The sequence below is a fragment of the Paenibacillus sp. FSL L8-0340 genome, assembly GCF_038593145.1.
GTDB lineage: Bacteria > Bacillota > Bacilli > Paenibacillales > Paenibacillaceae > Paenibacillus_AQ.
The window spans coordinates 6243611-6268003 of sequence record NZ_CP151967.1; the positions used below are offsets into that span (position 1 = coordinate 6243611).

Below are 24393 nucleotides of genomic sequence, written 5' to 3' on the forward strand. Positions count from 1 at the left end.
TAGCACTAATCCACATTTACAGCTCCGTCCTCGAACTCTTCAATACTCTGATTGGAGCCAATGACCACCATAATATCACCCTCATTCACATGGTCATGCGCGGTAGGAGCAACGATGATCCCGTCCTCGCGGTTCAGGGCAATGATGCTGCAGCCGTATCTGGCCCGGGTGTTCAGCTCCGAGAGGCTTTTGCCATTCATGCAGGAAGGCACGGTCAGCTCGACAATTTTATAATCCTTGGAGATTTCGATATAGTCCAGAAGATTGGGCGTCACCAGTTGATGTGCCACACGGACACCCATATCCCGCTCGGGGAAAATAACCCGGTCGACCCCCAGCTTGGACAACGCCCGCCCGTGAAGAATCGTTATCGCTTTGCCAACCACCTGCTTTACACCAAGCTCCTTGAGCAGGATCGCCGCCAGTATGCTGCGCTCCATGTTATCTCCAATTGCCACAATACCGCAGTCAAAATTACGCACCCCCAGCGAACGCATAATTCCTTCATCTGTAGCATCCGCCATTACGGCATGGGTCAGCCGGCCGCTCATCTCTTCAACCCGGTCCTCCTGATGGTCAATCCCAAGCACCTCATAGCCCATGGCCATCAGTTCAAGCGCAAGGCTTGAGCCAAAACGGCCGAGACCGATTACGACAAACTGCTGTGGTTTCATAATTCGTTTAGCCCCTTATCCAATTATCATTTTGCCTTCCGGATACTTATACAATGCTTTACCCTGTTTCGGGCCAAGCGCATACGCCAGGGTCAGCAGACCCAGCCTTCCGGCGAACATGGTCAGGCTGATCAGAATCTTGCCGGCTTCCGTTAATTCCGGTGTCAATCCCATGCTGAGGCCCACAGTGGCGAAGGCCGAGGTCGTTTCGAACAGAATCATCAGGAAGGGGCGTCCTTCCGTGGTGGACAACACCATCGATACGGAAACAATCAGCAGTAAAGCAAGCAGCGTAATTGTCAGCGCCTTGAACACACGCTCCTGCGCCACCCGGTAGCGGAACAGCACGATATCCTCACGTCCGCGCAGCATCGAAACTACCGCCCCGATCATCAGGGTGAACGTTGTTGTCTTAATCCCGCCGCCAGTCGAGCCCGGGGAAGCCCCGATAAACATCAGAATTACGATGAAAAACTGCGAAGCCTGGCGCAACCCGGCGATATCCACCGTATTGGCACCGGCGGTTCGCGGCGTTACCGACTGAAAGAAGGAGGCCCAAAGTTTGCCGCCAAGGTTCAGCGGACCCAGCGTGCGTGAGTTGGTGAACTCGAAAACAAAAATGACTACTGTTCCAATTAGAATCAGCGCCGCCGTCATCGACAGGACAACCTTGGTGTGCAGCAGCAGCCTGCGGCTCTTACGGTAATCCATCAGATCCGACATGACAATAAACCCGATACCGCCGGAAACAATAAGGAACATGACGACGATATTCACAGTGGGATCATTGACGTATCCGGTCAGGCTGCGGTAGCCGCCGAAGATATCAAACCCGGCATTGTTAAACATCGAGACAGCATGAAAGATGCCATAATACAACGCGCGGCCAAAATGCATATCCACCGCCCAACGCAGCGCTAGCAGCGCTGCACAACTTGCCTCAATAACAAGTGAATAGAGCAGCACCTTGCGGATCAGCCGGACAATGCCCTCCATCGAGCTCTGATTCATGGCTTCCTGAAGGATAAGCCGGTCTCGCAGCGAAATTTTGCGTTTCAGCAAGAGTGCGAATAAGGTCGCCATCGTCATGAATCCGAGGCCGCCAATTTGAATCAGCACCAGTATGGTAATTTGACCAAAAACGCTGAAATAGGTCCCCGTGTCTACCACCACAAGTCCGGTCACGCAGGTAGCCGACGTTGCGGTGAACAACGCATCAATGAACCTTAGCGAGTGACCCGATGCACTTGAAATGGGCAGCATCAGAAGCAGGGTGCCGATCAGAATGACGGCTGCAAAGCCTAACACCAGTATTTGAGGCGGGGAAAGCTTCAAGAATCTGAATTTGGAAATTTTGGGAAACGGGGAAGCCAAATTCCTCATCCTCTCATATTCGCTTCTGCAAATGAAATTAAACACTAAATAAACATACAAATTATATACGTTATTGTCCAACTTCACAAAGGCGATTTACGGATGTGAGATTTTCCACTTGATATTGTATGGTGTGTAGTGGTACACTTCATTCATCAAGTGTATGGCATGTATCCATACACCAATAACACCACTATGAGGGGAGGACCCCATGGACCCATCTATTGAGCTTTTGCCGGAGCAATTCCAAATCAACCCCTCGCTTCCGATTTACGAGCAATTTGTCGAAGCCATACAGGGACGGATTGTCAGCGGCCTTATCCCCCCCGGCTCGCGCCTGCCCTCAGTCAGAGAGCTGGCCGCCGGACGGGGAGTTAATCCGACTACCGCCGCCAGAACCTACCAGGAGCTGGAGAGGGTGGGGCTGATTGTCACCTACCGGGGCCAAGGCACTTTTGTTACCCGTGAGGAAGAGGTCATCGGCGAGGCGCGCAAAGCCATTATGCGCAAGGCAATCCGGGAGTTCAAGGCTGTTGCCGGGACGCTCGGCATCTCTGCTGAACAAATGTTGAATTTCGATAAGGAGGATTCAAATGCCAGTGAATCATAATAAGGCTGCCGGATTGTCAGCGAAAGCTCCGGCAGTAGAATGCAATAATTTAAAACTTAAGGTAAAGAAGAAAATAATTCTGGACGGAATCAGCTTTCAAATTCCCCAAGGCAGCTTAACGGGCCTTCTGGGGCCTAACGGAGCAGGCAAATCCTCTCTGCTTCGCATCATATCCGGACTTACGGCAGCAGATTCCGGCTCGGCTCACATATTCGGAAAACCGGCAGGCGTTCAGTGTCTCGGCGAACTGTCCATGCTGCCGGACCGCAGCAACCTGCCCGGCTGGCTGACCGTCCGCGAGTGGCTCGGCTTTGCCGGAGGCATCTACCCGGACTGGGATGAAGCCAAAGCACAGGAATTGCTCCGTGAGCTTTCGGTCTCACCGGAATCGCAGATATCCGCGATGTCCCGGGGCGAGGAAGCCAGGCTGCAGCTGCTGACCTGTCTGTCGCGCCAGGCACCGCTGGTTATACTCGATGAGCCATTCACCGGAGTGGATCTAATCTCCAGAGAACGGATCGCTTCGGCGGTCGTGGGTGAGCTGGCGGACGGCGCCCGTACCTTCTTGATCGCAACCCATGATATCCGCGAGATGGAGCTGCTGTTTGACCGGTTGATCCTGATCGGTGAAGGCCAAATCCAGAGCATCGAAGATGTCGAACTGCTCCGCCAGTCCGGCAAATCGGTAGAATCTCGTTACAGGGAAGTGTTCGCATGACAGCGCTGAAGACACTTGTTCAGTTGGAGTACAGCCGTTTCAGCCCTTCCAGACAGGGGAAATCTAAGAGCATTCTGATTGGCTTATCGCTGTTCTGTGTGATGGTGCTGGTCGGCATGTATCTTCCCGCCACCAGAGCAACGCAGCGTTCGCCGTTTATCTTTGCAGCACTGCTGCTATGGACCGTTACGCTGGGCCTGTCCACGCTTCACATCCTGGCATTCCAAGGTCAACAGCACAGAGAATGGTTTTTATCCTTTCCACATTCCCGGCTTACACTGCTCTATGCCAAAGTGGCCAGCCTGCTGAAGCACAGCCTGAACATCACCTTTTTGGTGATGGCATCTGCCATTGCCGTATATGCCCTTTCCGCTCTTGCCGGCCGGTATGCCCCGCTTCCGGCTGTGGAGCTAATCTACACGCTTGCCTCCTATACGTTGTTCATCATAGCCACACTGCCTTTAGCAGTAGTCTGGGGGCTAGCAATCACCCTGCTTATGCGTGCACGAAAAGCTGCTGTGCTGCTGGTTATTCCATATAATTTACTGTGGCTGCTGCCGCTTATTTATGCCGGCTTGCTAAGCTCATCCACTCTTGGTCTGGAAGGGGTGGAATATGCCTCTCCGAATGCAGTGTTGATGTATGCACTTGCTCTGATTCTAATCGGGTGGCCCTTCTGTTACTTCCTGATGCCGCTTATCGCCCGCAACGGACTGGGAGCAATGGGGGAACTCCGATCAACCGCTCTTCCCTCATCTGCAAATTCAAGATGGGGAAAGAACGCGAAAATAAACACATTTACCATCCGCAAAGCGCCATTCACCACTCTGTACCGGTTACATACCAGCCGCGTACAACGGATAGAAAAACATCCGGTCATAGTCACCCTGAAGCTGGCAGTGCCGCTGCTCATCATTGCGGCCGGTTATTACGGATCAACAGACGGATTAGCTATCCAGTCCGTCTCAAGAGCGCTGTTTATGATGCCCGTTCTGTTCGGTTTCCTGTGGATGATGAGCCGCAGCAGCCTCGAACGCAAACAGCTGCCCTGGTTGCTCGGCCTCCCGCAAAGCCGGTTGACTGTACTGCTGGCCGGAGTTGCTGCTGTATGGGTTACCGTTATGCGGATCATCATTGTTCTGGCGCTTTCCGCTATTGCAGGGAGTATTATAGGCTTAATTACAGGCAAGACCGATCCGCACAATCTGTCTTACGCCCTGACATGGCTGCTCTTTTCATTTCTTCTTTATACACTTACACTGACACTAACCTTGGGCCTGATGCAGGCCGAATACTATCTGATGAAATCATCGGCACTGTCCTTACTTCTGCTTCCGATCGTGCTGCTGGGCACCCTGCATAGCGTCCTGATCAATAGATTTATGATCCCTGAGGATATACACAGCGGCATGATGCCGGACTGGAGCCTGCTGGGCTGGATTGCGGCCATTGGCCTGCCCCTTGCGGCATGCTGTATTTTTGCGGGAGCCAAATATTATCATCTCATCTTAACTCCGCAGAAGAAGGCTGCAGCCCAAACAAAACAAGCATAAGCTTGGCAATCTTCACGTAAACGTAAAGGGACAACAGGAAATTTCCTGTAACTGCACGCCAAGTGATACTATAATAAGAAAAGCACGAAGCTTAAGGAAAAGAGCAGGATCAATCCATCACAAGGAGGCGTTTCATGAATTCCGTCGGCCAGCCCTTACAGCAGCGGCCTCTTTCCATCAAACTTATCGTATCGGGCATTCTGGGTCTTATCGTATTTATTATGTTCCAGGTAGCTCCCCAGCTCCTTTCGGGTACTAATGGAGAAGATACCACCGTCATCAGCAAGAACGAAGCCCGTTCACATGCCGCCGCATTCGCAGCCCAGCAGCTTGGCCATACGGAGACAGCAAAGGATCATTGGACCGTCACTTATCAGACTGACTCGGACTTCTACGGATATATGTCCCGGGAGAAGCTCCTGCAGGACTACTCCAAGAACAAGCTGGATCAGCGTTATCCCTTTGACGTCTATCATGCTGTGCTTCAAGCTTCCGGAGAAAAAGACGCCCAGCTCGCCGTTGATCTCAATATGTACACCGGAGAGGTTGTGGCCTTTGCCCGCGGTGCCAGCATCAAATCCGGGGACGGATCCAGTTATGGAAGCGCTCCGGCTGCTGCCCGTGCAAACAGTGATTCCTCGCTTTCTCTGGATAAAAAGGAGGAGCTCGCCCGCCCGTGGCTCAAGCAATGGGGAGTAAATCCCGCCAAGCTGCAGATCGAAGCCGGTACAAATGAATACGGGCTTGTCTATACAGACCATTCGGTCAAAGTCGGAGAAACTCTGCTGCGTTATAACTTTAATTTCCAGGATGGTGAGGTTTCTTACTTCCGGGCCGGATTTTCCGCTCCCTCCTGGCATACTTCGTATGTAGAGGACCAGACCTCGCTGGCCCAAACGCTGACGCGCTTTGGCTACGGCCTGCCGACACTGGCTCTTGGCATTCTCGCCTTGATCTACAGCATTCTGCGAAGAGGCCATACTTCCTTTATGCGCGGCATCTTCTTAAGTTTGGCCCATTTTGTAATCATGATGGTCAGCACTTACAATATGCTGCCGGAATCCGGCGACAGTCCTGAGGCCCGGATAACCGCTGCCATCTTGTTCGTCATTTACGCCTTGTACAGCCTGCTGATGTCCTCCCTGCTCTACTTCTCGCTCGTTGGAGGCAACGGCTTATGGCGCAAGGAGGAAGGCCTGAATCCCTGGCCCCGCACCAAGGAGCCGGGATACGGCAAATATGTGCTCGACAGCATGCGTACCGGTTATATCTGGGCTTTTATCCTGCTTGGTGTGCAGACAATTATGTTCATCATCTTGTCGCTCACGCTGCATAACTGGTCCACCACGGACGCCAGCCAATCTCCCTACAATATGAGATATGCCTGGCTGCTGCCGATCGTCGCTTGGCTTGCCGGCCTGTCCGAGGAAGCCGTCTACCGCCTATTCGGCATCCGGATGCTCAAAAAAATCGTCCGCAACACCTTCATCGCCTCGCTGATCACGACGCTCATTTGGGCTTTCGGCCATACACTGTATCCGATTTACCCGATCAGCTCGCGTCCGATCGAGCTGACAGTGATCGGGCTGCTGTTCAGCTATATTTTCCTGCGCTACGGCTTTATCGCCGTCATGTTCAGCCATGTCGTGTTTGACAGCATTCTGATGGGAGCCACGCTGATCTTCATGAAGGAGAGCGTAAATGTAGGTGCCGGAATCGTGACGCTCATCCTGCCATTCGTGGTCGGTTACATCGTGTACCGGTTTAACCCCCCGAACAAGCCAGGTCAACCGAAACCACGGGAACCCGAAGAATCGCTTCAGCCTGCTGGCAACTTAAATTAAGCTTTCAATAATAAAATGAGGTGTTCCAACTGGCTGCCATCAGCCTGCGGAACACCTCGTTTTATCTCCTTTTAAAGAAGCGGTCATAGAGCACCAATGCAACCAATATGGTAAACACCTGAATTAGAAACTGCCCCTACTGATTATAATAACATTTAATAATATATAACATTTCTGCATGATTCCCGGATTCCCCTTATCTTCGCAAACCGGTAAATTTCACTATAATCTTCAATCGTTAGGCTCAGCAATCACAGTCCTGTTTCTCCCCCCTTTCTTGGCCAGATACAGCGCCCGATCCGCCATCTCCAGCAGCGCTTCTTGCTCTGACGCATGTAAAGGATAGTGCGCTACACCTTGAGAGACCGTAAGCCGTGTTGGAATGGGAGCCACGCTTTGTTCAAGGGCCAGCCGGACTCTTTCGGCTACATTAAAAGCTTCCTCTGGTCTTGTTTCAGCCAGCAGAATGACGAACTCTTCACCTCCGTAGCGGTAGCAGACATCACTTGGGCGAAGCGAGGATACTATAATTCCGGCAACGTGTTTCAGTACTTCGTCACCAGTAACATGGCCATAGGTATCATTTACGAGTTTGAATCTGTCTACATCCAGTACAATGAGCGAAAACGGCAGCCCGGAGTCAATCCAATGACCCATCTGATATTTAAGCGACCTCCGGTTCATTAAGCCCGTCAGCGCATCCGTCGCGGCCTCCTGAGTAAGCTGATCCGTCTGTTTCTGAATATCTGTTACAGCAAGCAATACAGCATCGGTCAGCAACTTTGCCTCCCGGCTCCATTGTGGCCTTACCTCCGGAATTACAATGTTCTCCTTGCCTATCCTGCTCACCAAATTTGCCAGATGCACAAACGGCCGGGCCAGCTTGTATGCTATGAAAATAACGCCCATCAGCAGCATAAGAAACGGGAAGATCGAATACGCGATAATTGTCCGGAGATGGCCCATCAGCTTTTGATGGATGATACTAATCGGCGATACGACCGCAATCCCCCATCCATTGGCTGGAACACTGGAGTACCCCGCAAGCACCTCAATGCCGATGGTATTAATTACTCGCTCTTTTCCGTGCTCTCCCTTCATGAGCTTCTGCACAACCTTGTTGGTGCTGATATCTCTCCCGATAAACTGCTTGTTTGGATGGTACAGCCGCCGCCCCTTGGAATCCACAATATAAAAATAAGAACCGTACTCGTCCACGTTGTTATTCCCATAAATCATAGACAGGATATTGTCCTCCTGCAGATAAAGCGTCCCGCTCAAAATACCGAGATATGTTCCGTTCCTGCTAAAAACCGGTTGACTCATAAATACGATTAACCGCTTAGTGTTTGGGGTTAGGTAAGGGGAGGAGAGATATGGTTTCTGTAGCGCCAGAGCCTCCTGACCGGCTTTGGAGGTAAGAAGCTTGCCGGCCGTTCCCACTTTTGCAGGAACTACGTTGCGGATCACCCCGTCGACATCAACTAAGGAGATGGAATTGAAGAAATTGCTGCTGTTGCGTATCAGTTCCAAATAATTATCCACTTGTTTCGGAGCCATGGCATCAAAATCAGAGAGTACACCAGCATTGTATTTCAGGCTATTGCGCATGGACAGGAATAAGGAATCCATCGTCTTAGACATTCGTTCAGCGCTGGAGTAATTCAGCTGGAGTGTCGTCTCTATCAAAGATTGTTTCTTGGACTCGTAAGAGCCAATCAGCAGAATGCTTGAGGTTAGCAGAACCACCAGCGTCACCAGGCCCGTAAGCAGCCATGTGAGACTGATTTTTTTACTAGGACACAGTTCGGCCCTTCTTACTGTAAACAAACGATAACCCTCCTCATTTCTATAAAAAACAACTAAATACATAATACATCAAGTCATGATGTTATTCGATAAAAAGATGGCGCGCAAATGCCCGCCGTTGCTCGGCTCTCCCCGAGACGCAACCCTTATCTGAACCCTCAAAAAAAGGCCGACCCGTAGGGGTCAGCCTGGAGTCCGCTGTAATGGAAGCGGCACACCTACACGGACGTTTCCTCGTCCTTAAGCGCCTCAAGAATCTGCCCCGCCAGCTTTTCGCCAATGGAGAGGGGGCGGAAATCCTCAATCGAGGCCTCCTTAATTTTCTTGAGTGAGCCGAAATGCTTCAGCAGCAGCTTCCGCCGCTTATCACCGATGCCCGGAATGGAGTCCAGCTTCGAGGTGACCATCGACTTGCCGCGCTGCTCGCGGTGGAAGGTGATCGCGAAGCGGTGGACTTCATCCTGGATACGCTGCAGCAGATAGAATTCCTGGCTGTCCCGCGCCAGCGGCACCGGCTCGGCAGAGTCGCCGATCAGCAGCTGGGCGGTTTTGTGCTTGTCATCCTTGACCAGACCGCAGACGGGGATGTAAAGACCGAGCTCGTTCTGCAGGATGTCGATGGCCGAGGAGATCTGCCCCTTCCCGCCGTCGACCACAATCAGATCAGGCTGCGGCAAATCTTCCTTCAGCACCCGCTCATAACGCCGCCGGATCACCTCGCGCATCGTTTCATAGTCATCCGGTCCCTGGACCGTGCGGACCTTGTATTTGCGGTATTCCTTCCGGGCAGGCTTGCCGTCAATGAATACCACCATCGCCGACACCGGATTGGTTCCCTGAATATTCGAGTTATCGAAGGCTTCTATCCGGCTGAGCGATTCCAGACCCAGGCTCTGGCCGAGGCTGAGGGCCGCTCCAGAGGTCCGTTCCTCGTCCCGTTCAATGAGACGGAACTTCTCGTCAAGCGCCACACGGCTGTTCTGGCAGGCCATGCCGACCATCTGCTTCTTGAGCCCGCGCTGCGGCACAAGCACCTTGACGTTCAGCCATTCCTGCAAGGCCGCCGCTCCTCCGGCCGCATCCACGGTGCCGGCTGCAGCAGCTTCGGCCGCTGCGGCTTCACGCTCTTCTGCATCCTCTGCCATATCCTGCGCCGTTACCTGAGCAGTCTCCGCCGCAGCTTCATCAGCGGAGGCCGCCTCGGCAACAAGCGCTGTGAACGCACCCGCACCGGTCATCCCAATGTCACCGGAAGCCGTGGCCTGAGCCGGTTTATCCGTGTTTTCCTCCAGCTTATCCGGCAGCAGGATCTCCTGCGGCAACGCCGGATTGTCGCTGTAATACTGCGTCACATAAGACATAAAGTCACTGTATGCCTCTCCGTAGAACGGAAAAGCAGACGAATGGCGCTGAATCATTTTACCCTGCCGCATGTACAGAATCTGCACACACATCCAGCCTTTATCCACAGCATAGCCGAAGACGTCGCGGTCCTTGGTATCCGCTGTGTTGATCTTCTGCTTCTCCATCAGGGCATCGATGTGGATAATCTGGTCACGCAATTCCTTAGCCCGCTCGAAGTACAGCTCCTCTGCGGCTTCCTGCATCTTTTGCTGCAAATCCTTCTTAACCGCTTCATGGCCGCCCCCAAGAAAAGCGGCAATATTCTGCGTGATTTCCTCGTAGGCGGATTTGGGCACTTCCTTCTCGCAAGGTGCCAGGCACTGGCCCATATGATAATAGAGACAGACCTCTTTCGGCATTACTCCGCATTTGCGCAGCGGATACATCCGGTCCAGCAGCTTTTTTGTCTGATGGGCCGCATAAGCATTCGGATAGGGCCCGAAATATTTCGCTTTATCTTTAATCACCCGGCGCGTAACCTCAAGGCGCGGATGAGCTTCATTCGTTATTTTCAAATACGGGAACGTCTTATCGTCCTTCAAAAGCACATTGTAACGCGGCATATGCTTCTTAATCAGGTTGCACTCCAGAATGAGCGCTTCCATATTGCTGGAGGTCACAATGTATTCAAAATCAACAATATTGGCGACAAGCCGCTGGGTTTTACCATTATGGCTGCCTGTAAAATAAGAGCGGACGCGGTTCTTCAGCACTTTGGCCTTGCCCACATAAATGATGGTGCCTTCTTCATTCTTCATCAGATAGCACCCGGGCAGGTCGGGCAGCAGTGCCAGCTTATTGCGGATATTATCGTTATAGTCCATGATTTCTCCCCCACCTAGACTTGGCTGCAGCTTATAAGGTAAGTTTAGCACACAAAGCGCCTCCGGATAAACCGGAGGCGCTTTGGCGATTGGGCCGAAAACGGCCCAAGTACAGCAGCATCAAATGAAATTATTGATGTTTAGCTACGATATTCTTAAGGGAATCCTTGGAGTTCAGTCCTACAACTTTATCCACAGGTTGGCCGTCTTTGAAGAAAATCAGCGTAGGAATGCTCATTACTCCAAAACGGGAAGCCGTTTCCGGATTCTCATCTACATTCAATTTAGCAATTTTAACGCTGTCTCCCAACTCGGTGGACAATTCCTCCAGAATAGGGGCAAGCATTTTGCAAGGGCCGCACCAAGGTGCCCAGAAATCTACTACAACAGTACCTTGACCTTCCACTTCGCCGACGAAGGATTGGTCAGACACGTTCACGATAGCCATGATATTGTTCCTCCTTTAAGTTTTGCGAAGCAATATCCGCTTCTATAGCGTACGCTAGTTCGAGCGAATTCACTCCGAAATGTTAGCGGGATAAAAATGTTTCATGTAATATGATAACCAAATTACCATTTACCGACACATCAACAGTATAACATATATACAATGCTTTTGGGAAATGTTTTAGACAATTACATTGTATAAAATCTATTTTTTGTAAGAGAAACTCATCTTTACATCTCACCGCTGAGTTCGTATACTTGAGGAAAGCGCATTAATTGTCAATGACTTCTCTCACATGTATAACTGTAACCTATTTAAGTGCAGGCATGCAACCGCAAGGAGGAGCAAGCTATGGATGTCAATGCTAAGGTCCGGGACCCGCGGGAGCACTTCAATGAGGAGCCCCGCAACGATTTAGGTGATTTATTGGCCGGTTTTTTTGGAATGACGGGATTTATGACGCTTGTTTTCTTCGGAATGGTAATCGTCAAATTCATTCTCTCCGAATAGACAGGCAGGTTTTATCACAGCGCAAACCTCCAGCCTTTCCCACAAGGAAACGCTGGAGGTTTGTTTGCGTCAATCCGGTTTAGGGCTCAAGCGGAAACGGCTTTGCCGTCCTTTTTAAGGACTGTACCGTTTCAGCGGGAAATAGAAGGATAAGTTACCGTGTGAAACATATTAATTCTTATATTTTCAAAAAAACAGCGGCGCCTTGGACTTAACATCCCAGGTTGCCGCTGTTTGTATGTTTATTATAAAGCTGGCTCTTCGCCTTATCGGCCTGTTCCGCGCTGATTCTCCCCGTGCAGGGGAATAACCTCCACAAACGGAGCGATGCGGTCCATCAGCCGCTGGCCTTTGTAGAGCTCTTCGCCGTCCTTGCTGGTGAAGCTCAAATGCTTCTCCAGACCGTCCAGCGGATAATTTGAGGTATAGAAGGTAGGTTTACGGTTCATGCGGTAGTTGAGGATTGCCCCGAGCACATGGTCGCGTGCCCACGGATTCAGGTTCTCCGCACCGATGTCATCAAAAATAAGCAAATCGCAATTCTTCAGGGTATCGACGGTTTCCTTCAATTTCTGGCCGTCCAGCATAATCGACTTCAGATCCTCGATAAAATCGGGCATGTATACAATTACGCCGCTATACCCTGCAACCGCCAGCTCATGGAGCAGGTAACACATCAGGAACGTTTTGCCTGTTCCGAAAGTGCCGTGCAGGTAAATCCCCTGCGAAGTAAGTCCGTTTTCTTTGATTCTTTCAATATAATCAAATATTTTATTCACGGCTGAGGCCCTGCGCGGGTCCTTGCCCATAATATCCATCTCGTCATAACCGCCGTTCAGCACCCGTTCGTCTACATAGAAGCTGCGGATCCGTTTGCGGATGCTGTCCTGATTATCCTGTGCCACCTTAAGATTACAGGCTGTCTTGCGTTCATATAGATCCGACGAGCCGTTAACGGTCTCAACTGTAAGCTTGCTGTAGTGCCCGGGGAAGTCGTTCGGGCATTTCTCCAGGCCGGGACAGTTTGCACAGTGGCGGCTCTCCTCGACATATTGATATAACCGGCTCAAGTGAACCTTGAGCCGCGACTCCTCCAGCTCCGGATGCTCAGCCTGCAGCTGCTTCACCAAAGGATGGTTCAGCAGATTCTGCTCAAGATCGCGCGAACGCTGGCGCAGAGCGGAATTGTTCATCGAACGCAGCACTTCGCCCATAGACTCCATTGCCATTTCCGCACCTCGCTTTCTTTACGGCGTCTTCGAAACGCCCTTTTTCTTACTAGCCTTAATCTCTGCAGCTTTCTTCATCATCGCCGCGAATTCCTCTTCCGATACGGTTCCGGCACTGCCGTCATCCAGCACCATCGGAATTTCCGGCTTGGCGGAGCGCCCGTTCTTCGCATAAGAACGCTGGCGTGTCCCGGACGCGCCGGTGGAGCCGGATGCCGCACCTTTGCCCTTGACCTTCGACTGGTCACGGATGTAGCGCACCGCCTTCTCATAAGTGTTCACCTGCTTCACCAGCATATTGGAGGCGATAGCCTCAACGAAATTGCGGTTCATCCGCTGATCGCCGCCCGAAGCCACCATCGTCATCAGATAGTGAATCAGCACATTGATGACTTCACCGCTGAGTTTGTAGTTCAGATCTATTTTCTCAAAAATATCCATCAGCTGGCCCGGCACCGCACCCGGAAAAAAGGTTTGCAGCAGCCGTGTATAAGGCTCGTTGCGCAGCATCATATTATATTGGTGAATATCGCATTTGGACATGAATTGCGGAGGAACCTCCACATAATATTCCATCTCAACCGACTGTTCCGGCGGAGCAATGGAATCATCGCCTTCCTCAGCCGCTGCTGAGCGCAGCGAGACTACCTTGGCCGCAGCGATCTCCCGTTTCTCCTGCCGCTTCATATCCTGGCGGAAATGCTGGCTCGCCTTGTATTGCAGCGTATCAAGAATGACCTCGCCGTCCGGCGTAAAGACCCCGTCCTCATCCAGCAGACGGCTTAAATCCTGGGGACTCAGCTCATACTTATGGGCCACATAATTAATGACACCCATCTGGGTATGATCAAAACGCAGCTTCTCAACATGAACCCGGTTGACCGATTCCCTGGGGAACCGCAAAATAATATCGCTGTAGCCGATGGCCGGCTCGCCGCTTTCGCGCGTCCCCGGCTGGCGGACTGTAGCTACCTCGGCCAGCGCCTGCTCCAGCTCATAATCTATCACATGGGTATTCAATTGAAAGATATCATAAAAGGGCAGGGAAATATTCTCTTTGCCAATCGACCGGCGGCTCCATTCCTCCGGCTCGCGGTTCCAGAACTGCTCGCGCAGCGACAGCACAGCGAATTTGCCGATCTTGTCCCGCAGGAGAAGCGTCAAATGCTGAGTTGCAAAAAAGTCAGCCGGCGACAGCGGCGGCAGCAGCTCGTATTCATACATATAATCCTCGGTTTCCCCTACATAGATCCGGCAGGTCTGAAGCAGCCCCACCGCTTCCAGCCGGGAAGCCTGATCCACTAAATATTTGCGGCCCTTCTCATTCGGTTCAACTCCAAGCGTCATAAACAGCCTGCGCTGCTGCTCCACTGTGGAGTAGCCGATTGCTTCAGCCGGAATATGTTCAAACAACAGCCTGTAAAGGCTGATTGCAAAGGCTCCGACCATCGGCTGATAGACCGAACCCAGCATACGTCCATCCACACTGCTTAGACCGAATTCGCGGGAAACGCAGTACCGATGATGTTCGGTGAAATGATGCAAGTTGCTCATACGCATCTGCGGATACCTCCCCCTTTTCTACACGAATTCATATAGATTTCTATTCTATCACAAAACACCCGGCCGGAAATGTAAAAAAAGAACCAAATAAGGCGCATTTCGCCGCATTATCGTCCCCTTATGAACACTTGCTGGCGATAGCGGGCAAAAAAGAAAAAACGGCCTGAGTGCAGCCGTTTCTGTGTGATGTAATCTTTATCAGAACATTTTATAGCCACCAAGCCGCAGTTTCTGGATCGTCCAGCCGCTGAGCACCGCACCCGCAAGTCCGGCAATCCCCGTAAGATAATCCACAATATGAAAGGTGGACAAATGCTCCCAGAGCGTCATGGCGCTTCTATCCCAGATAGAATAAATTACGATCGGCAGAATGACAATCACGAACAGATATGCAGGAAACCAGGTGGTCTTCATTAACATATTGAGGATAAAGCCAATGCCGAACATCATGACAAAGAATAAAACGGCCAGAACCAACACAGGAATAAATCCCATCGTACCGCCATCCCCTCTCTCTATAAAGAACCGCACACTAAGCCTTAATTAATAGTAAGTTTACTAGAAAAAATGTAACGAAGCAATGAACATTATTGCAGCTCACGCTCCATTCAACTCAAATGCCGGTGTCAGGGTTTGCTCTGGGCCTCCCGCATGCGATACAATGCAAATAGATCAATCGGATCATACATAGAAGCGTATGCTTTCGAAGCTGGTTTTAAGCAAAGTTATTTCTACTTTTAAGGAGTGAGAACATGAACGAAGCCGCTTTGACACTGGAAGGCTGGTATGCACTGCATGACTTCCGCTCGCTGAACTGGACGGCCTGGACGGCTGCCGATGATGAAGAGCGTGCCGTTGCCCTGGAGGAGCTGCATGCTTTTATGCAGGAATGGGGCCCGGTTGAAGAAGCCAAGGAAGGAAGCTCCGCTGTATACGCCATTGTCGGCCAGAAGGCTGATTTCGTGATGATGTTTCTGCGCGAAAGCCTGGAAGCTTTGAATAGCCTTGAGACCGCCTTCAACAAAATCGCCTTTGCCCAATATACCACCAAGTCCTACTCTTACGTCAGTATTGTTGAACTTAGCAACTATGCTGCCGGCGGAAGCGCCGGGGATGGCAGTGATCCCATGCTGAATCCGCATGTGGCAGCCCGCCTGAAGCCGATTCTGCCGCAAGCCAAGCATATCTGCTTCTATCCGATGAACAAGAAACGCGAGCTTGCTGACAACTGGTACATGCTCGATATGGAGAAACGCCGTGAGCTTATGTATTCCCACGGCCTAATCGGACGCGGCTACGCCGGCAAGGTAAAACAGATTATTACCGGCTCCGTCGGTTTTGATGATTGGGAATGGGGCGTTACACTGTTCGCCGAGGATGCGCTTCAATTCAAGAAGCTGGTCTACGAAATGCGTTTCGACGAAGTCAGTGCCCGCTACGGTGAATTCGGCCCTTTCTATGTCGGCAATCTGCTGACTCCGGAGAGCTTCGAAGAGATGCTGAAGCTGTAATCCCGCGGACAGCCGCACACTGTATTTCATATCATGGCTTTTATGCCGGGTTCATAGAAACACACAAACAGACCGCAGCCTAACCGCTGCGGTCTGTTTGTGTGTTTGCTTTCTGTTACTGCCTATTTCATATACTGGAGCAGATTCATAATCATTTGTGCACTTTCGGCACGTGTACCGTTCTGCTTCGGCTCGAAGCGTCCTGCGGCACGACCCTGCAAAAGACCTAGGTGCACGGCCTCTTTAATAGCCGTCTTGGCCCATTTCGGAGCGTCTGCTGTATCGGCAAAAGCTGCCGCAGTCGAGGCTGTGGTCACCTGTGTCTCCGCTGCATACCCGTATGCGCGAATGAGCATAACTGCCATTTCCTGACGGGTAATTTCAGCTTCCGGCCCAAAGACGGAACCCGACAAACCGTTCACAATTCCGGCCTGCTGCGCCGCAGAAATTGCCTCTGCGTACCACTTGTCCGGCTGCACATCGGCAAACCCTGTAGCCGTATGCCCGCTGAGTCCCAGTGAACGCACCAGCATTGCTGTGAACTCTGCGCGGGTAACCGCCCGGTTCGGATCGAACCGTTCTCTAGACACTCCCTGCACAAGCTGTTTGGCAGACAGCTGCTTCACTGCACCGGTTGCCCAGTGCTCTGCAGGCAAATCACTAAAGCTTCTGTCGTAATGCAGAACGGCATATTTACTGAAATGGCTCACGGCTGCGCTCAGCCTGCCTTCGGTCCATCTACCGCCGGCATACACAAGCGCCCCGTCTTCTCCAATATAGTAAATACCCAGCAGCTCTTTATTCCCCTGTGGAATTGCCTCATAAGCAATAGTAACCGGTTGTGCAAATTGCGATAAGACATATTCCTGACCCTGCTTCGTTGTAAGGCTAAGCTTCCATTCCCTCACTTCACTTGCCGCTTCCAGCCGTGCTCCCGACATTTGCGCTGCACGGGTGATCAAGGCCTGTGCGCTATCGCTGCCAACCGCTTCAGCAGCCAATGAGATGGTGCTGCCAGGGATTGCTCCTTCGGGTACCTTGCTGCTTAATTCGGCGAGCACTCCGGCGGGAATCACCACGGACAAGGCGGCCGATTGGACTCTAAGCGGAGCCTTGCCAAGCAACTCACCGGCATTCCCTGGCAGGATCAATTCCGTCCAGGCTGGATCAGCCGTAATTACAACTTCCCCTTGCGCATTCCGCTCTCCGGATAACCGGGCAGCTGCAATCTCCACGACTCCGGGTTCCAGCGTTGCCGCAGCTGTCGGAGAAGGAGTAGGGGAGATCACCGCGCCAGGTGCCGGGGGTGAGCTCGGCATTGGTGTTGGCGTCGGTATCGGCGTTGGTACTGGCGTCGGCTCTTGTCCGGCAGCGGTCACCACCAGCCCGTACTCTGCACTCATCCCGTTATACTCCCCACGGACTTTTACTGTTCCTGCACTTAGCGCGTGTATTTCCCCAGACTCGCTAATTTCCGCCACTTTAGAATCAGAGGTTTCGAACAGAACCCCCTTGGCCAGCTTCACAAGGCTGCCGTCACTGTACACGGCTTGAACTACTGCAACGCCCTTGCTTCCCTGTTCCAGTGTTTCCGGGCCTTCAATCTTCAGACCGGTCAACACTGGCGCACCGTCCGTTGACACCGTAAGTTTGTACTGGGCGGCCAGTTCTCTGTACGTTACCGAGATCACAGTTGAACCAACAGCATGCGCCTGAACCTGTCCTCGATCGTCAACCGTGGCCACATCAGTATTCTGGCTGGAATAACTCAGCCCTTCAACTACGGCTATCCGCTTTCCGGAGGCATACACAGCTTCAGTTACCGTCTGATCGGTATCTCCCGCCCGTAATACTTGCTTGCCTTGCAGAGAGAGCGACTCTAGAGCATCCACGTCTATCTTGCTCTCCGCATATATAGCAGGGTAGCCTTCAACGGCTGCCCTTACGACTGCCGTCCCCGGCTTAAGGGCTGTCACTAATCCGTAAGTATTAACCGTTACCGTGTTCTCCGGCTGCCCGGAAACAATAGACCAATGGATTTTCACCTTGGAGGCATTGGCAGGAAGCACCTGCGCATGCAGCTGCATACTTTGTCCAGGCTCAAGCAATGCTTCCGTACGGTCCAGTGTAACGGATTCCGGAGCCACTTTAGCAATGACCAGTTGATCAATCTCCTGTCCGTCAACCGTTCGGGCAGTGACGGTAATCCCGTCATTTTTTATTTCAACCGCAGTAAAGATTTGCTCGTCCTCGTCATAAATTTTCTCCTGCCAGAACCTTTCGGTCAGCGCATAGAATTTGGGACCGGATGATCCGCCGATGACATACCGGGTGCCCTCGCCTTCGGCAGCCTGCTGCCCTCCATTCATCGGATAGGAGCGCATATAGATGTGATCATGTCCGTTCATCACAAGATCTACTTTATGCTTGTCAAATACCGGCACCCAGACCTGCTGCACCCGTTCATTGGCATAGATGCTGCCGTAAGGTCCCTGATGGAAGAAAATGATCTTCCACTTCTTGTCCGTGGCTGACAGATCCTGATCGAGCCACTGGGCCTGCTCCTTATACTCCGCCTCGCCATGCTCCGTGTTCATCACCACAAAATGGGTGTCTTTGATATCAAATGAAAAATTTGTTCCCAGGGCACCCGCCGCACCGTTCTGCGGGTTATTGAACTGGGCCAGATAATCCCCGTCACCGTTCGTGCCCATCACTTCATGGTTCCCGATAATCGGCACAAGCGAAGTGTGCAGCAGCTGTTCCTGTGCAGCTCCGAACCACCAGTTCCACTGCTCCTGCTCGAAGCCCTTGTCGACCATATCTCCTGCATGCACAAGCATTTCCGCATCCGGCATGTACTGGAAAGCCTGCTGCGCAGTATTCTTCCATAGCTCGAAGCCTGCCTGCGAATCCGCCTGCGAATCTCCAATAAAGAGGAACTTGGTGGCTTCACGGTCTCCACCGCTCGTTACAAATGTACCCTGGGCACTTACATTCGCCGCTCCATCCCCCACCCGGTATACATAGGCCGTTCCCGGTTCAAGATTAGCCGCTTCCGCTTTATGCACACGCATCGTTCCGTCGTTATTGCTGTTGTAGATGGTGCTCGCGCCTTCAATTCTGAGCACGTTGCTGTCTTCAAAGCCGGTGAACTCAGCTTGCTTGACCAATTCAACTACACTGCCCTCCGTCTGCGGCTGAGTCTGCCAGGCAAAACGCCGGCTGGTATCGGCATCCTCACCCATGGTCACATTGATGTTGCGCGGGGCTGCTGTCCCGTCATAAGGCGCTACCTTAAACGTCATCACCGGACTATAGGCGTTGCCTTTTACCGCCTGCAGCTTGAACGTCCCTTCTGCTACAGTAGCGGACTTCGTGGTCAGCAGTCCATCCTCACCGGATACTTCCTCTGCTTCTACACCGTCGATCAGCAGTTCGGCTCCCTGGAAGGCCGCTCCCCCCTCCATTTCACTTACCGAGAAGGAAGCCGCCAGGCCTTTGGCGATCTCATAATGATTCCAGGTCAGCTTAAGCTGCGCCGTCACTGTACTTACAAGTGAAGCACCAATGAAGCTGATCGCCGTTCCGCTGCCCTCTGTCGAGGTGACAGAGCCGGAGGTATTCTCAATGGTCAGCGGTTTACTTAGCTGTCCTCCAAGCTGTTCCAATGTATAAGGCCCGATATAATCATTGCGGACCGTATATTGAATCTGGCCCAGAAGGTCGCTGTCTTCAAGCCCTGCTTCATGAATTCGGTTTAATTTCAGCAGCACTGTACCCTTGGCCGCGTCGATAACCGGTTCGAGCTGGCCTTCTGTCAGCTTGCTGCCTGCAATTACTTTTAGATCGCGGACAGCCGCAGGGTCAAAGGCAAAAGCAACTGAACCCTCCTTCAGCTTATCCGCCTTCTCCGCCGTTATATCCACAGTGTACGAATTCCCGGCGTATACAACCTCAGGCGTGACATATTTATAGAAGGGAGATCCCAGATTCACTGTGAAATACCATTCCTTAATCGTCTGATTGCCGCTGAGGTCGCGGATTGCAAGCTTCACCTTATGCCGGCCTTCCGCAAGCGGAAGCTTGGGCTTGTACGTAATTTGTCCCTTGGGAGGATAGAAGCCATGCTCTACGAGCTGGTCGTCAATAAATAACCGCACTTTTGAGGCATCGATTAAAGTAGTTCCCGGATGCGCAACCGGATCGTAGCCGGCATCCTCTCCGTTCACCGAAAGGGCCGGCGTTGCCGTCTTGACCATCTCATTAGCGCCAGGATACTCATTTTTAATGACCGGCGGTGTTTGGTCTTCTTCCAAGGGGCCATAGAGGGCACGGATATCATCCACATAAATGGCACCCTTTGTTTTTTTCAGATTGCTGGTCTCCATATAACGGACAGGCATATCCATCGACAACGGGGTTGTTTTACCTTTAGGCACCGCCACTTCGACATATTTCCAGCCTGTCCAATTCACACCGTTCACCTGATCAGTGTAATCTACCGGAACCGCGGCATTGTTGCCGTCGCGGATCTGGCCGCGCAGCCAGTGCTTCTGCCCGTCTCCATAGATCCACATACTGATTTTCTCCGGGTAACCCGGTATCTGAATCCTGTTCTCTACCGACGTTGCCGCGACATAAGCTCCTGAGGTGCCTGTTTTTCCAATAAAATCATATTCCAGCTTCAGCGCCCTGTCTCCGCTGCGGATAAAGTCCTGATCTGTCACTTCCTCCAGCGTTACGCTGTTGGCTGCCGCACTGGCTGCCTTATATTTGTCGATCCCCGCTTCAAAATTCTCCAGCATAACTGGCGGCAAACCGACATTCACTTCAAAGGAGGTTTCCACACTGCCATATTTCACGTAAATCCTACCATTTTTTCCGTTCTCATGGCTTGCCTGAAACCACCCGTTCTCATCCACCGTGCCAATTTCACCTTCTACACGCCACTCAAAGCTATGGTTGTCAGCCTGGATGGTCTGTCCGCCCCGCAGCGCCTTTACCGACAACTGAGCGGACTGGCCGGATGTGTATGTCTTGATTTCATCGGGGAATTTCAGCTCCGTCAGCGTTTCGACGACTTCAATCTCGCCTTCTCCCTGCGCATTCCCGGCTCCTGCGCTAATTTTGCCTACTCCGGCTGTAGAGCTGGCAGTAAAGACACCCTGTTCATTAATAGTCCCCAGAACCGGATCAACCTGCCAATTCAACGCCCCCGTGTACGCAGCAGGGTGGCCATTTTCATCCATGCCTGCAGCAGTGAAGGTAAAGCTGGAACCTTTCAAAATCCTCTCAGCATTCGGCTGGATCGCCAGCTTCGAGGCCACGGCCAATTCAGGAGCGGTGTTGACGAGCAGCAATCCGTTGCCGGTCTGCCGTTCAAAGCCGTCCGACCCCTGATTCAGCATCTTGACTCCATTCGTCCCCGGCATTCTCGCCACAAAGGTCGAAGATCCTCCCCCATCCAGATTCATGGCGTATACGACACCGAGATCCTTGAGGATTCTTGCCAGTTCCTCTGTTTCCACCCCTTCGCTGAACCCGGGAGAACGGCCGTCAATTTCAAAAAGCACCACACTGCCGTCTGCTTTCGTACCAATGGCTGTCCGCGGATGCACTCCTGACGGCCCTACGCCCGTTTGTACAACCCCGTCTTTGATTAGCGGTCCCTGCCCGCCGATTGCCAGTGCGACATCCTTCCATTCGCCCTTCAGTGCAAATGCGGCGGTGACTTCATCGCCGGGTGCCAATCCTTGCAAAACGGCCCTGGAGGCGCCATGTGCGGACAGCACCACCTTGCCTTGGGCAAGCGGAGTATCGCCTTGGCTTGTCCGGACCTCCGATACCTTCAGCTTCAGGGTTTGTCCGCTTTTGACTTCGCCTTCAGCGATATCCAGTACGATTTCATCGCCATCAGCAGTTGATTTCGTTGAGCTGTTATAATCCTTCGTATAGAGTACAAGCTGATCCGTATTCCGGTAACGGTTGATACTGTTCAGCGGCGTTGTTTTCCCGTTCAGCGTCACGCTCATTGACAGCTCCGGCTGTCCATAAATGGAGGTGCCATCCGCTTTTAACCCAAAAGCATATGAGCCTCCGCTGTTCAGGATAACCCCCTCATCCATAAACAGGCCATTCGGAACACCGGTGGCATAGCCGGATATTTCATAGAAATCACCGTTAATGCCTGCAATTACACGGTTACCCGGTGCATCCGCATACGTTGCCATACCTGTTACACCCTGCATTCCGTATACCTTGCCGTTTTTCGTTCCGGCCCGCAGCTGCAGCCCTGTATTCTGCGGATTGAACTCCACAGTATGTACTTTTTGCCGTCCTCTTTCATCTTTAATATCCATCCAGGTATAGATCGCACCCGGTGCCAACTCCGTCTTGCGCATATCCATAACCGTGCCGTATTCGCTGGCTGGCAGTTCAGCAATTGCAGCATTCGCCATTGCACCTGGCTGAAACATAGATAAGAGCAACAGAAAAATGATTGCCGGATTGAACTTTCGCAGATGTCTTTGCACTTCGTTATACCCTCCCAGTGGTTGTCGCATTATGTCTAAATTCGGACAATCTCATAGGGTACATCTTATGTGCTGAACATCAGGAGAGAATAAAATACGGTAGGGTGTATTGTTAACACTGGCATGAATCTGTTAGTGCGCAGAAAAAAACGGAAAACTCCCCGTCACCGGAAGCTTTCCGTTTCATATTAGGCTTGTTGCTATTCGTCCGCGTCATCTTCCCGCAAGCTCTCCAGATATTCAGCCGTTGCCCGGTCGCGGGCCCGGCCCTTATCCTTCAGGCGTTCGATTGCCGGGAGAATGAGCACATCAATTTCCTTCTGGACATGATAAGCCAGATCATACCGGCTTTGATCCTCGAGATAGGAACCGGCCTCAATCAGGCCGTTATAGCGGTCCAGCTCTTCACGCGTCAACAGTCCGCGAACTTGCACGCTGCAGTGGCGCATCTTAAAGGAATCTTCCTTTTTTGAGCACCAGAGGGATGCCGCCGATAATGAACAGGTAACGCATATCCACAACCTTCTTCAGCTGCGCCGCGGTCCAGCCTTTGTACGTCTTATCGCCTACAACGGCAATGCCTTGTCCTTTTCCAAGGGAGGCTACGGTGCCTTTGTTGCTGAAGGAGAACTTCTTCGGCTGCTGGCTGCGGATCGCCGCCACCAGGTTAAATGCGCAACATTCGCCCTGCTGCATGGCAATTTGTGCAGTCGGCGGATACGGGCGTCCTTCCGGATTAATCATCAGGGAGCCGTCGCCAATAATAAAGATATTCTCATGTCCCGGTGCGCGCAGATATTCATCTATCTTCACACGTCCGCGCATCGCTTCAAAACCGGCTGCTTCGATCAGCCGGTTGCCGCGGATTCCGCCGGTCCAGACGATTGTGGAAGCCTTGATTTCCTCGCCGGTTGCGAGAATAACGCCATTCGGCAGACATTCCTTAATGGCTACTCCGATCTTGAAGGTTACCCCCTTCTTCGTAAGCACCGTCATCGCATGCTCAACCAGTTCAGGGGCAAAGCCCGGCAGCGCCGTCGGGGCCGCTTCCACGTTGTAGATATTCACCATACTAGGATCTACATCATATTCTTTGCACAGCGCAGGGATACGGTCAGCCAGCTCAGCTACAAATTCGATGCCGCTGAAACCCGCGCCGCCCACAACGAAATTGATATGCTCCTGTGCATTATTCTCATTCTTGTATTTTGCAAATTGATATTCGATATGCTCGCGGATCAGCCGTACCGAATTGATGCTGCGAATCGTCAGCGCATATTTATCAAGTCCCGGAATGCCGAACGTTTCAGGCTCGCCGCCTAGCGCAATCACAAGATAATCATACGAGAGCGTACCGTCCTCCAGAATGACTTTTTTCTGTTGGGTACGGATTTCCTGCACGGAAGATTTCACGAGATCAATCTTAAATTCATCAATCAGTTTGGAGATAGATACGCGTGTATGTTCAATGCTGTCCGTTCCCGCAGCAGGCATATGCAGGTGGGTAGTGAAATAGTGATACTCATGTCGGTTAACTAGCGTCACATCGGCTTCATTGTAATTCAAAGCCTTTTGCAGCCGCTGGGCAGTTAAAATACCTCCATATCCCGCGCCTAGGATAACGATTTTTGGAATACTGCTCATGTTCCGGCTCCTTCCAACAGGTAAATCTGTCTATGTGTTATTTTTTGTAAAAATATTTAGCGTTCTTTTGTGAATTTATACACTTAAATTCAGAAGAATTTCCAATTAAACTTAAAGGATTTCTAAAATAACCATATCCATT

At 51.8% G+C, this 24393-nt stretch carries 17 protein-coding genes; 6 read left to right on the forward strand and 11 right to left on the reverse strand.

What is annotated here, in order from left to right; translation table 11 throughout:
• Nucleotides 1-5: 5 nt before the first annotated feature.
• Both NST07_RS28610 and NST07_RS28615 read right to left on the reverse strand, forming a co-directional pair.
• The gene (locus NST07_RS28610; protein WP_341096059.1) at nt 6-674 is read right to left on the reverse strand and encodes a TrkA family potassium uptake protein; all 669 of its coding nucleotides are present in this window, start codon (nt 672-674) and stop codon (nt 6-8) included.
• A gap of 15 nt (nt 675-689) precedes the next feature.
• Nucleotides 690-2048 carry a TrkH family potassium uptake protein gene (locus tag NST07_RS28615; RefSeq protein WP_342480614.1) on the reverse strand — a complete coding sequence of 453 codons (1359 nt, stop codon included), beginning with the start codon at nt 2046-2048 and terminating at the stop codon, nt 690-692.
• A gap of 211 nt (nt 2049-2259) precedes the next feature.
• Between NST07_RS28615 and NST07_RS28620 the strand changes: the two genes are divergently transcribed.
• The 4 genes from NST07_RS28620 to NST07_RS28635 all read left to right on the forward strand — a co-directional run bounded on the left by NST07_RS28620 (nt 2260) and on the right by NST07_RS28635 (nt 6773).
• Complete coding sequence (locus NST07_RS28620; protein WP_341096062.1) at nt 2260-2658, forward strand: GntR family transcriptional regulator; 399 nt, start codon at nt 2260-2262, stop codon at nt 2656-2658.
• A complete protein-coding gene (locus NST07_RS28625) occupies nt 2642-3376 on the forward strand; it encodes an ABC transporter ATP-binding protein (protein ID WP_342480615.1) in 735 nt (244 codons plus the stop codon). The genes NST07_RS28620 and NST07_RS28625 overlap by 17 nt, the downstream gene beginning before the upstream one ends.
• Nucleotides 3373-4929: a hypothetical protein gene (locus NST07_RS28630; RefSeq protein ID WP_342480616.1), complete on the forward strand. Its 1557-nt coding sequence runs from the start codon at nt 3373-3375 to the stop codon at nt 4927-4929. The genes NST07_RS28625 and NST07_RS28630 overlap by 4 nt, the downstream gene beginning before the upstream one ends.
• A 134-nt stretch (nt 4930-5063) precedes the next feature.
• A complete protein-coding gene (locus NST07_RS28635) occupies nt 5064-6773 on the forward strand; it encodes a CPBP family intramembrane glutamic endopeptidase (RefSeq protein ID WP_342480617.1) in 1710 nt (569 codons plus the stop codon).
• Between the two features lie 231 nt (nt 6774-7004).
• Here the strand turns inward: NST07_RS28635 and NST07_RS28640 are convergent, their stop codons facing one another.
• The 3 genes from NST07_RS28640 to trxA form a co-directional block, all read right to left on the reverse strand.
• Nucleotides 7005-8603, reverse strand: coding sequence for a sensor domain-containing diguanylate cyclase (locus NST07_RS28640; protein ID WP_341096066.1), 1599 nt, complete (start codon nt 8601-8603; stop codon nt 7005-7007).
• A 197-nt stretch (nt 8604-8800) separates the two neighbouring features.
• The gene (uvrC, locus tag NST07_RS28645; protein ID WP_342480618.1) at nt 8801-10810 is read right to left on the reverse strand and encodes an excinuclease ABC subunit UvrC; all 2010 of its coding nucleotides are present in this window, start codon (nt 10808-10810) and stop codon (nt 8801-8803) included.
• A 130-nt stretch (nt 10811-10940) separates the two neighbouring features.
• On the reverse strand, nt 10941-11258 hold the full coding sequence (gene trxA, locus NST07_RS28650) for a thioredoxin (protein ID WP_038596102.1): 318 nt from the start codon (nt 11256-11258) through the stop codon (nt 10941-10943).
• 351 nt (nt 11259-11609) lie between these two features.
• Here trxA and NST07_RS28655 point away from each other — a divergent pair, with 351 nt between their 5' ends.
• Nucleotides 11610-11768, forward strand: coding sequence for a YqzM family protein (locus NST07_RS28655; protein WP_144024388.1), 159 nt, complete (start codon nt 11610-11612; stop codon nt 11766-11768).
• Nucleotides 11769-12034: 266 nt separating this feature from the next.
• Here NST07_RS28655 and dnaI read toward each other — a convergent pair whose 3' ends face one another.
• The 3 genes from dnaI to NST07_RS28670 all read right to left on the reverse strand — a co-directional run bounded on the left by dnaI (nt 12035) and on the right by NST07_RS28670 (nt 15055).
• Nucleotides 12035-12991 (reverse strand): primosomal protein DnaI, encoded by a 957-nt coding sequence (dnaI, locus tag NST07_RS28660; RefSeq protein ID WP_038600668.1) that lies wholly within the window; start codon nt 12989-12991, stop codon nt 12035-12037.
• Between the two features lie 24 nt (nt 12992-13015).
• Complete coding sequence (locus NST07_RS28665; RefSeq protein WP_038596104.1) at nt 13016-14557, reverse strand: DnaD domain protein; 1542 nt, start codon at nt 14555-14557, stop codon at nt 13016-13018.
• Between the two features lie 201 nt (nt 14558-14758).
• On the reverse strand, nt 14759-15055 hold the full coding sequence (locus NST07_RS28670; RefSeq protein ID WP_038596106.1) for a YuiB family protein: 297 nt from the start codon (nt 15053-15055) through the stop codon (nt 14759-14761).
• A 257-nt stretch (nt 15056-15312) separates the two neighbouring features.
• Here NST07_RS28670 and hemQ point away from each other — a divergent pair, with 257 nt between their 5' ends.
• Complete coding sequence (gene hemQ, locus NST07_RS28675) at nt 15313-16071, forward strand: hydrogen peroxide-dependent heme synthase (protein ID WP_038596109.1); 759 nt, start codon at nt 15313-15315, stop codon at nt 16069-16071.
• Between the two features lie 122 nt (nt 16072-16193).
• Here hemQ and NST07_RS28680 read toward each other — a convergent pair whose 3' ends face one another.
• The 3 genes from NST07_RS28680 to NST07_RS28690 all read right to left on the reverse strand — a co-directional run bounded on the left by NST07_RS28680 (nt 16194) and on the right by NST07_RS28690 (nt 24251).
• Nucleotides 16194-22607 carry a phosphodiester glycosidase family protein gene (locus NST07_RS28680; RefSeq protein ID WP_342480619.1) on the reverse strand — a complete coding sequence of 2138 codons (6414 nt, stop codon included), beginning with the start codon at nt 22605-22607 and terminating at the stop codon, nt 16194-16196.
• A gap of 200 nt (nt 22608-22807) precedes the next feature.
• The gene (locus NST07_RS28685; RefSeq protein ID WP_340896714.1) at nt 22808-23056 is read right to left on the reverse strand and encodes a hypothetical protein; all 249 of its coding nucleotides are present in this window, start codon (nt 23054-23056) and stop codon (nt 22808-22810) included.
• A gap of 1 nt (nt 23057) precedes the next feature.
• The gene (locus NST07_RS28690) at nt 23058-24251 is read right to left on the reverse strand and encodes an NAD(P)/FAD-dependent oxidoreductase (protein WP_038596116.1); all 1194 of its coding nucleotides are present in this window, start codon (nt 24249-24251) and stop codon (nt 23058-23060) included.
• Nucleotides 24252-24393: the final 142 nt, after the last annotated feature.

What these genes read in the sequence shown, in the direction of transcription:
- NST07_RS28610 (WP_341096059.1), bottom strand. Translation starts at nt 674, where the DNA reads ATGAAACCACAGCAGTTTGTCGTAATCGGTCTCGGCCGTTTTGGCTCA.
- NST07_RS28620 (WP_341096062.1), top strand. Translation starts at nt 2,260, where the DNA reads ATGGACCCATCTATTGAGCTTTTGCCGGAGCAATTCCAAATCAACCCC.
- NST07_RS28625 (WP_342480615.1), top strand. Translation starts at nt 2,642, where the DNA reads ATGCCAGTGAATCATAATAAGGCTGCCGGATTGTCAGCGAAAGCTCCG.
- NST07_RS28630 (WP_342480616.1), top strand. Translation starts at nt 3,373, where the DNA reads ATGACAGCGCTGAAGACACTTGTTCAGTTGGAGTACAGCCGTTTCAGC.
- NST07_RS28635 (WP_342480617.1), top strand. Translation starts at nt 5,064, where the DNA reads ATGAATTCCGTCGGCCAGCCCTTACAGCAGCGGCCTCTTTCCATCAAA.
- uvrC (WP_342480618.1), bottom strand. Translation starts at nt 10,810, where the DNA reads ATGGACTATAACGATAATATCCGCAATAAGCTGGCACTGCTGCCCGAC.
- trxA (WP_038596102.1), bottom strand. Translation starts at nt 11,258, where the DNA reads ATGGCTATCGTGAACGTGTCTGACCAATCCTTCGTCGGCGAAGTGGAA.
- NST07_RS28655 (WP_144024388.1), top strand. Translation starts at nt 11,610, where the DNA reads ATGGATGTCAATGCTAAGGTCCGGGACCCGCGGGAGCACTTCAATGAG.
- dnaI (WP_038600668.1), bottom strand. Translation starts at nt 12,991, where the DNA reads ATGGAGTCTATGGGCGAAGTGCTGCGTTCGATGAACAATTCCGCTCTG.
- NST07_RS28665 (WP_038596104.1), bottom strand. Translation starts at nt 14,557, where the DNA reads ATGCGTATGAGCAACTTGCATCATTTCACCGAACATCATCGGTACTGC.
- NST07_RS28670 (WP_038596106.1), bottom strand. Translation starts at nt 15,055, where the DNA reads ATGGGATTTATTCCTGTGTTGGTTCTGGCCGTTTTATTCTTTGTCATG.
- hemQ (WP_038596109.1), top strand. Translation starts at nt 15,313, where the DNA reads ATGAACGAAGCCGCTTTGACACTGGAAGGCTGGTATGCACTGCATGAC.
- NST07_RS28685 (WP_340896714.1), bottom strand. Translation starts at nt 23,056, where the DNA reads ATGCGCCACTGCAGCGTGCAAGTTCGCGGACTGTTGACGCGTGAAGAG.
- NST07_RS28690 (WP_038596116.1), bottom strand. Translation starts at nt 24,251, where the DNA reads ATGAGCAGTATTCCAAAAATCGTTATCCTAGGCGCGGGATATGGAGGT.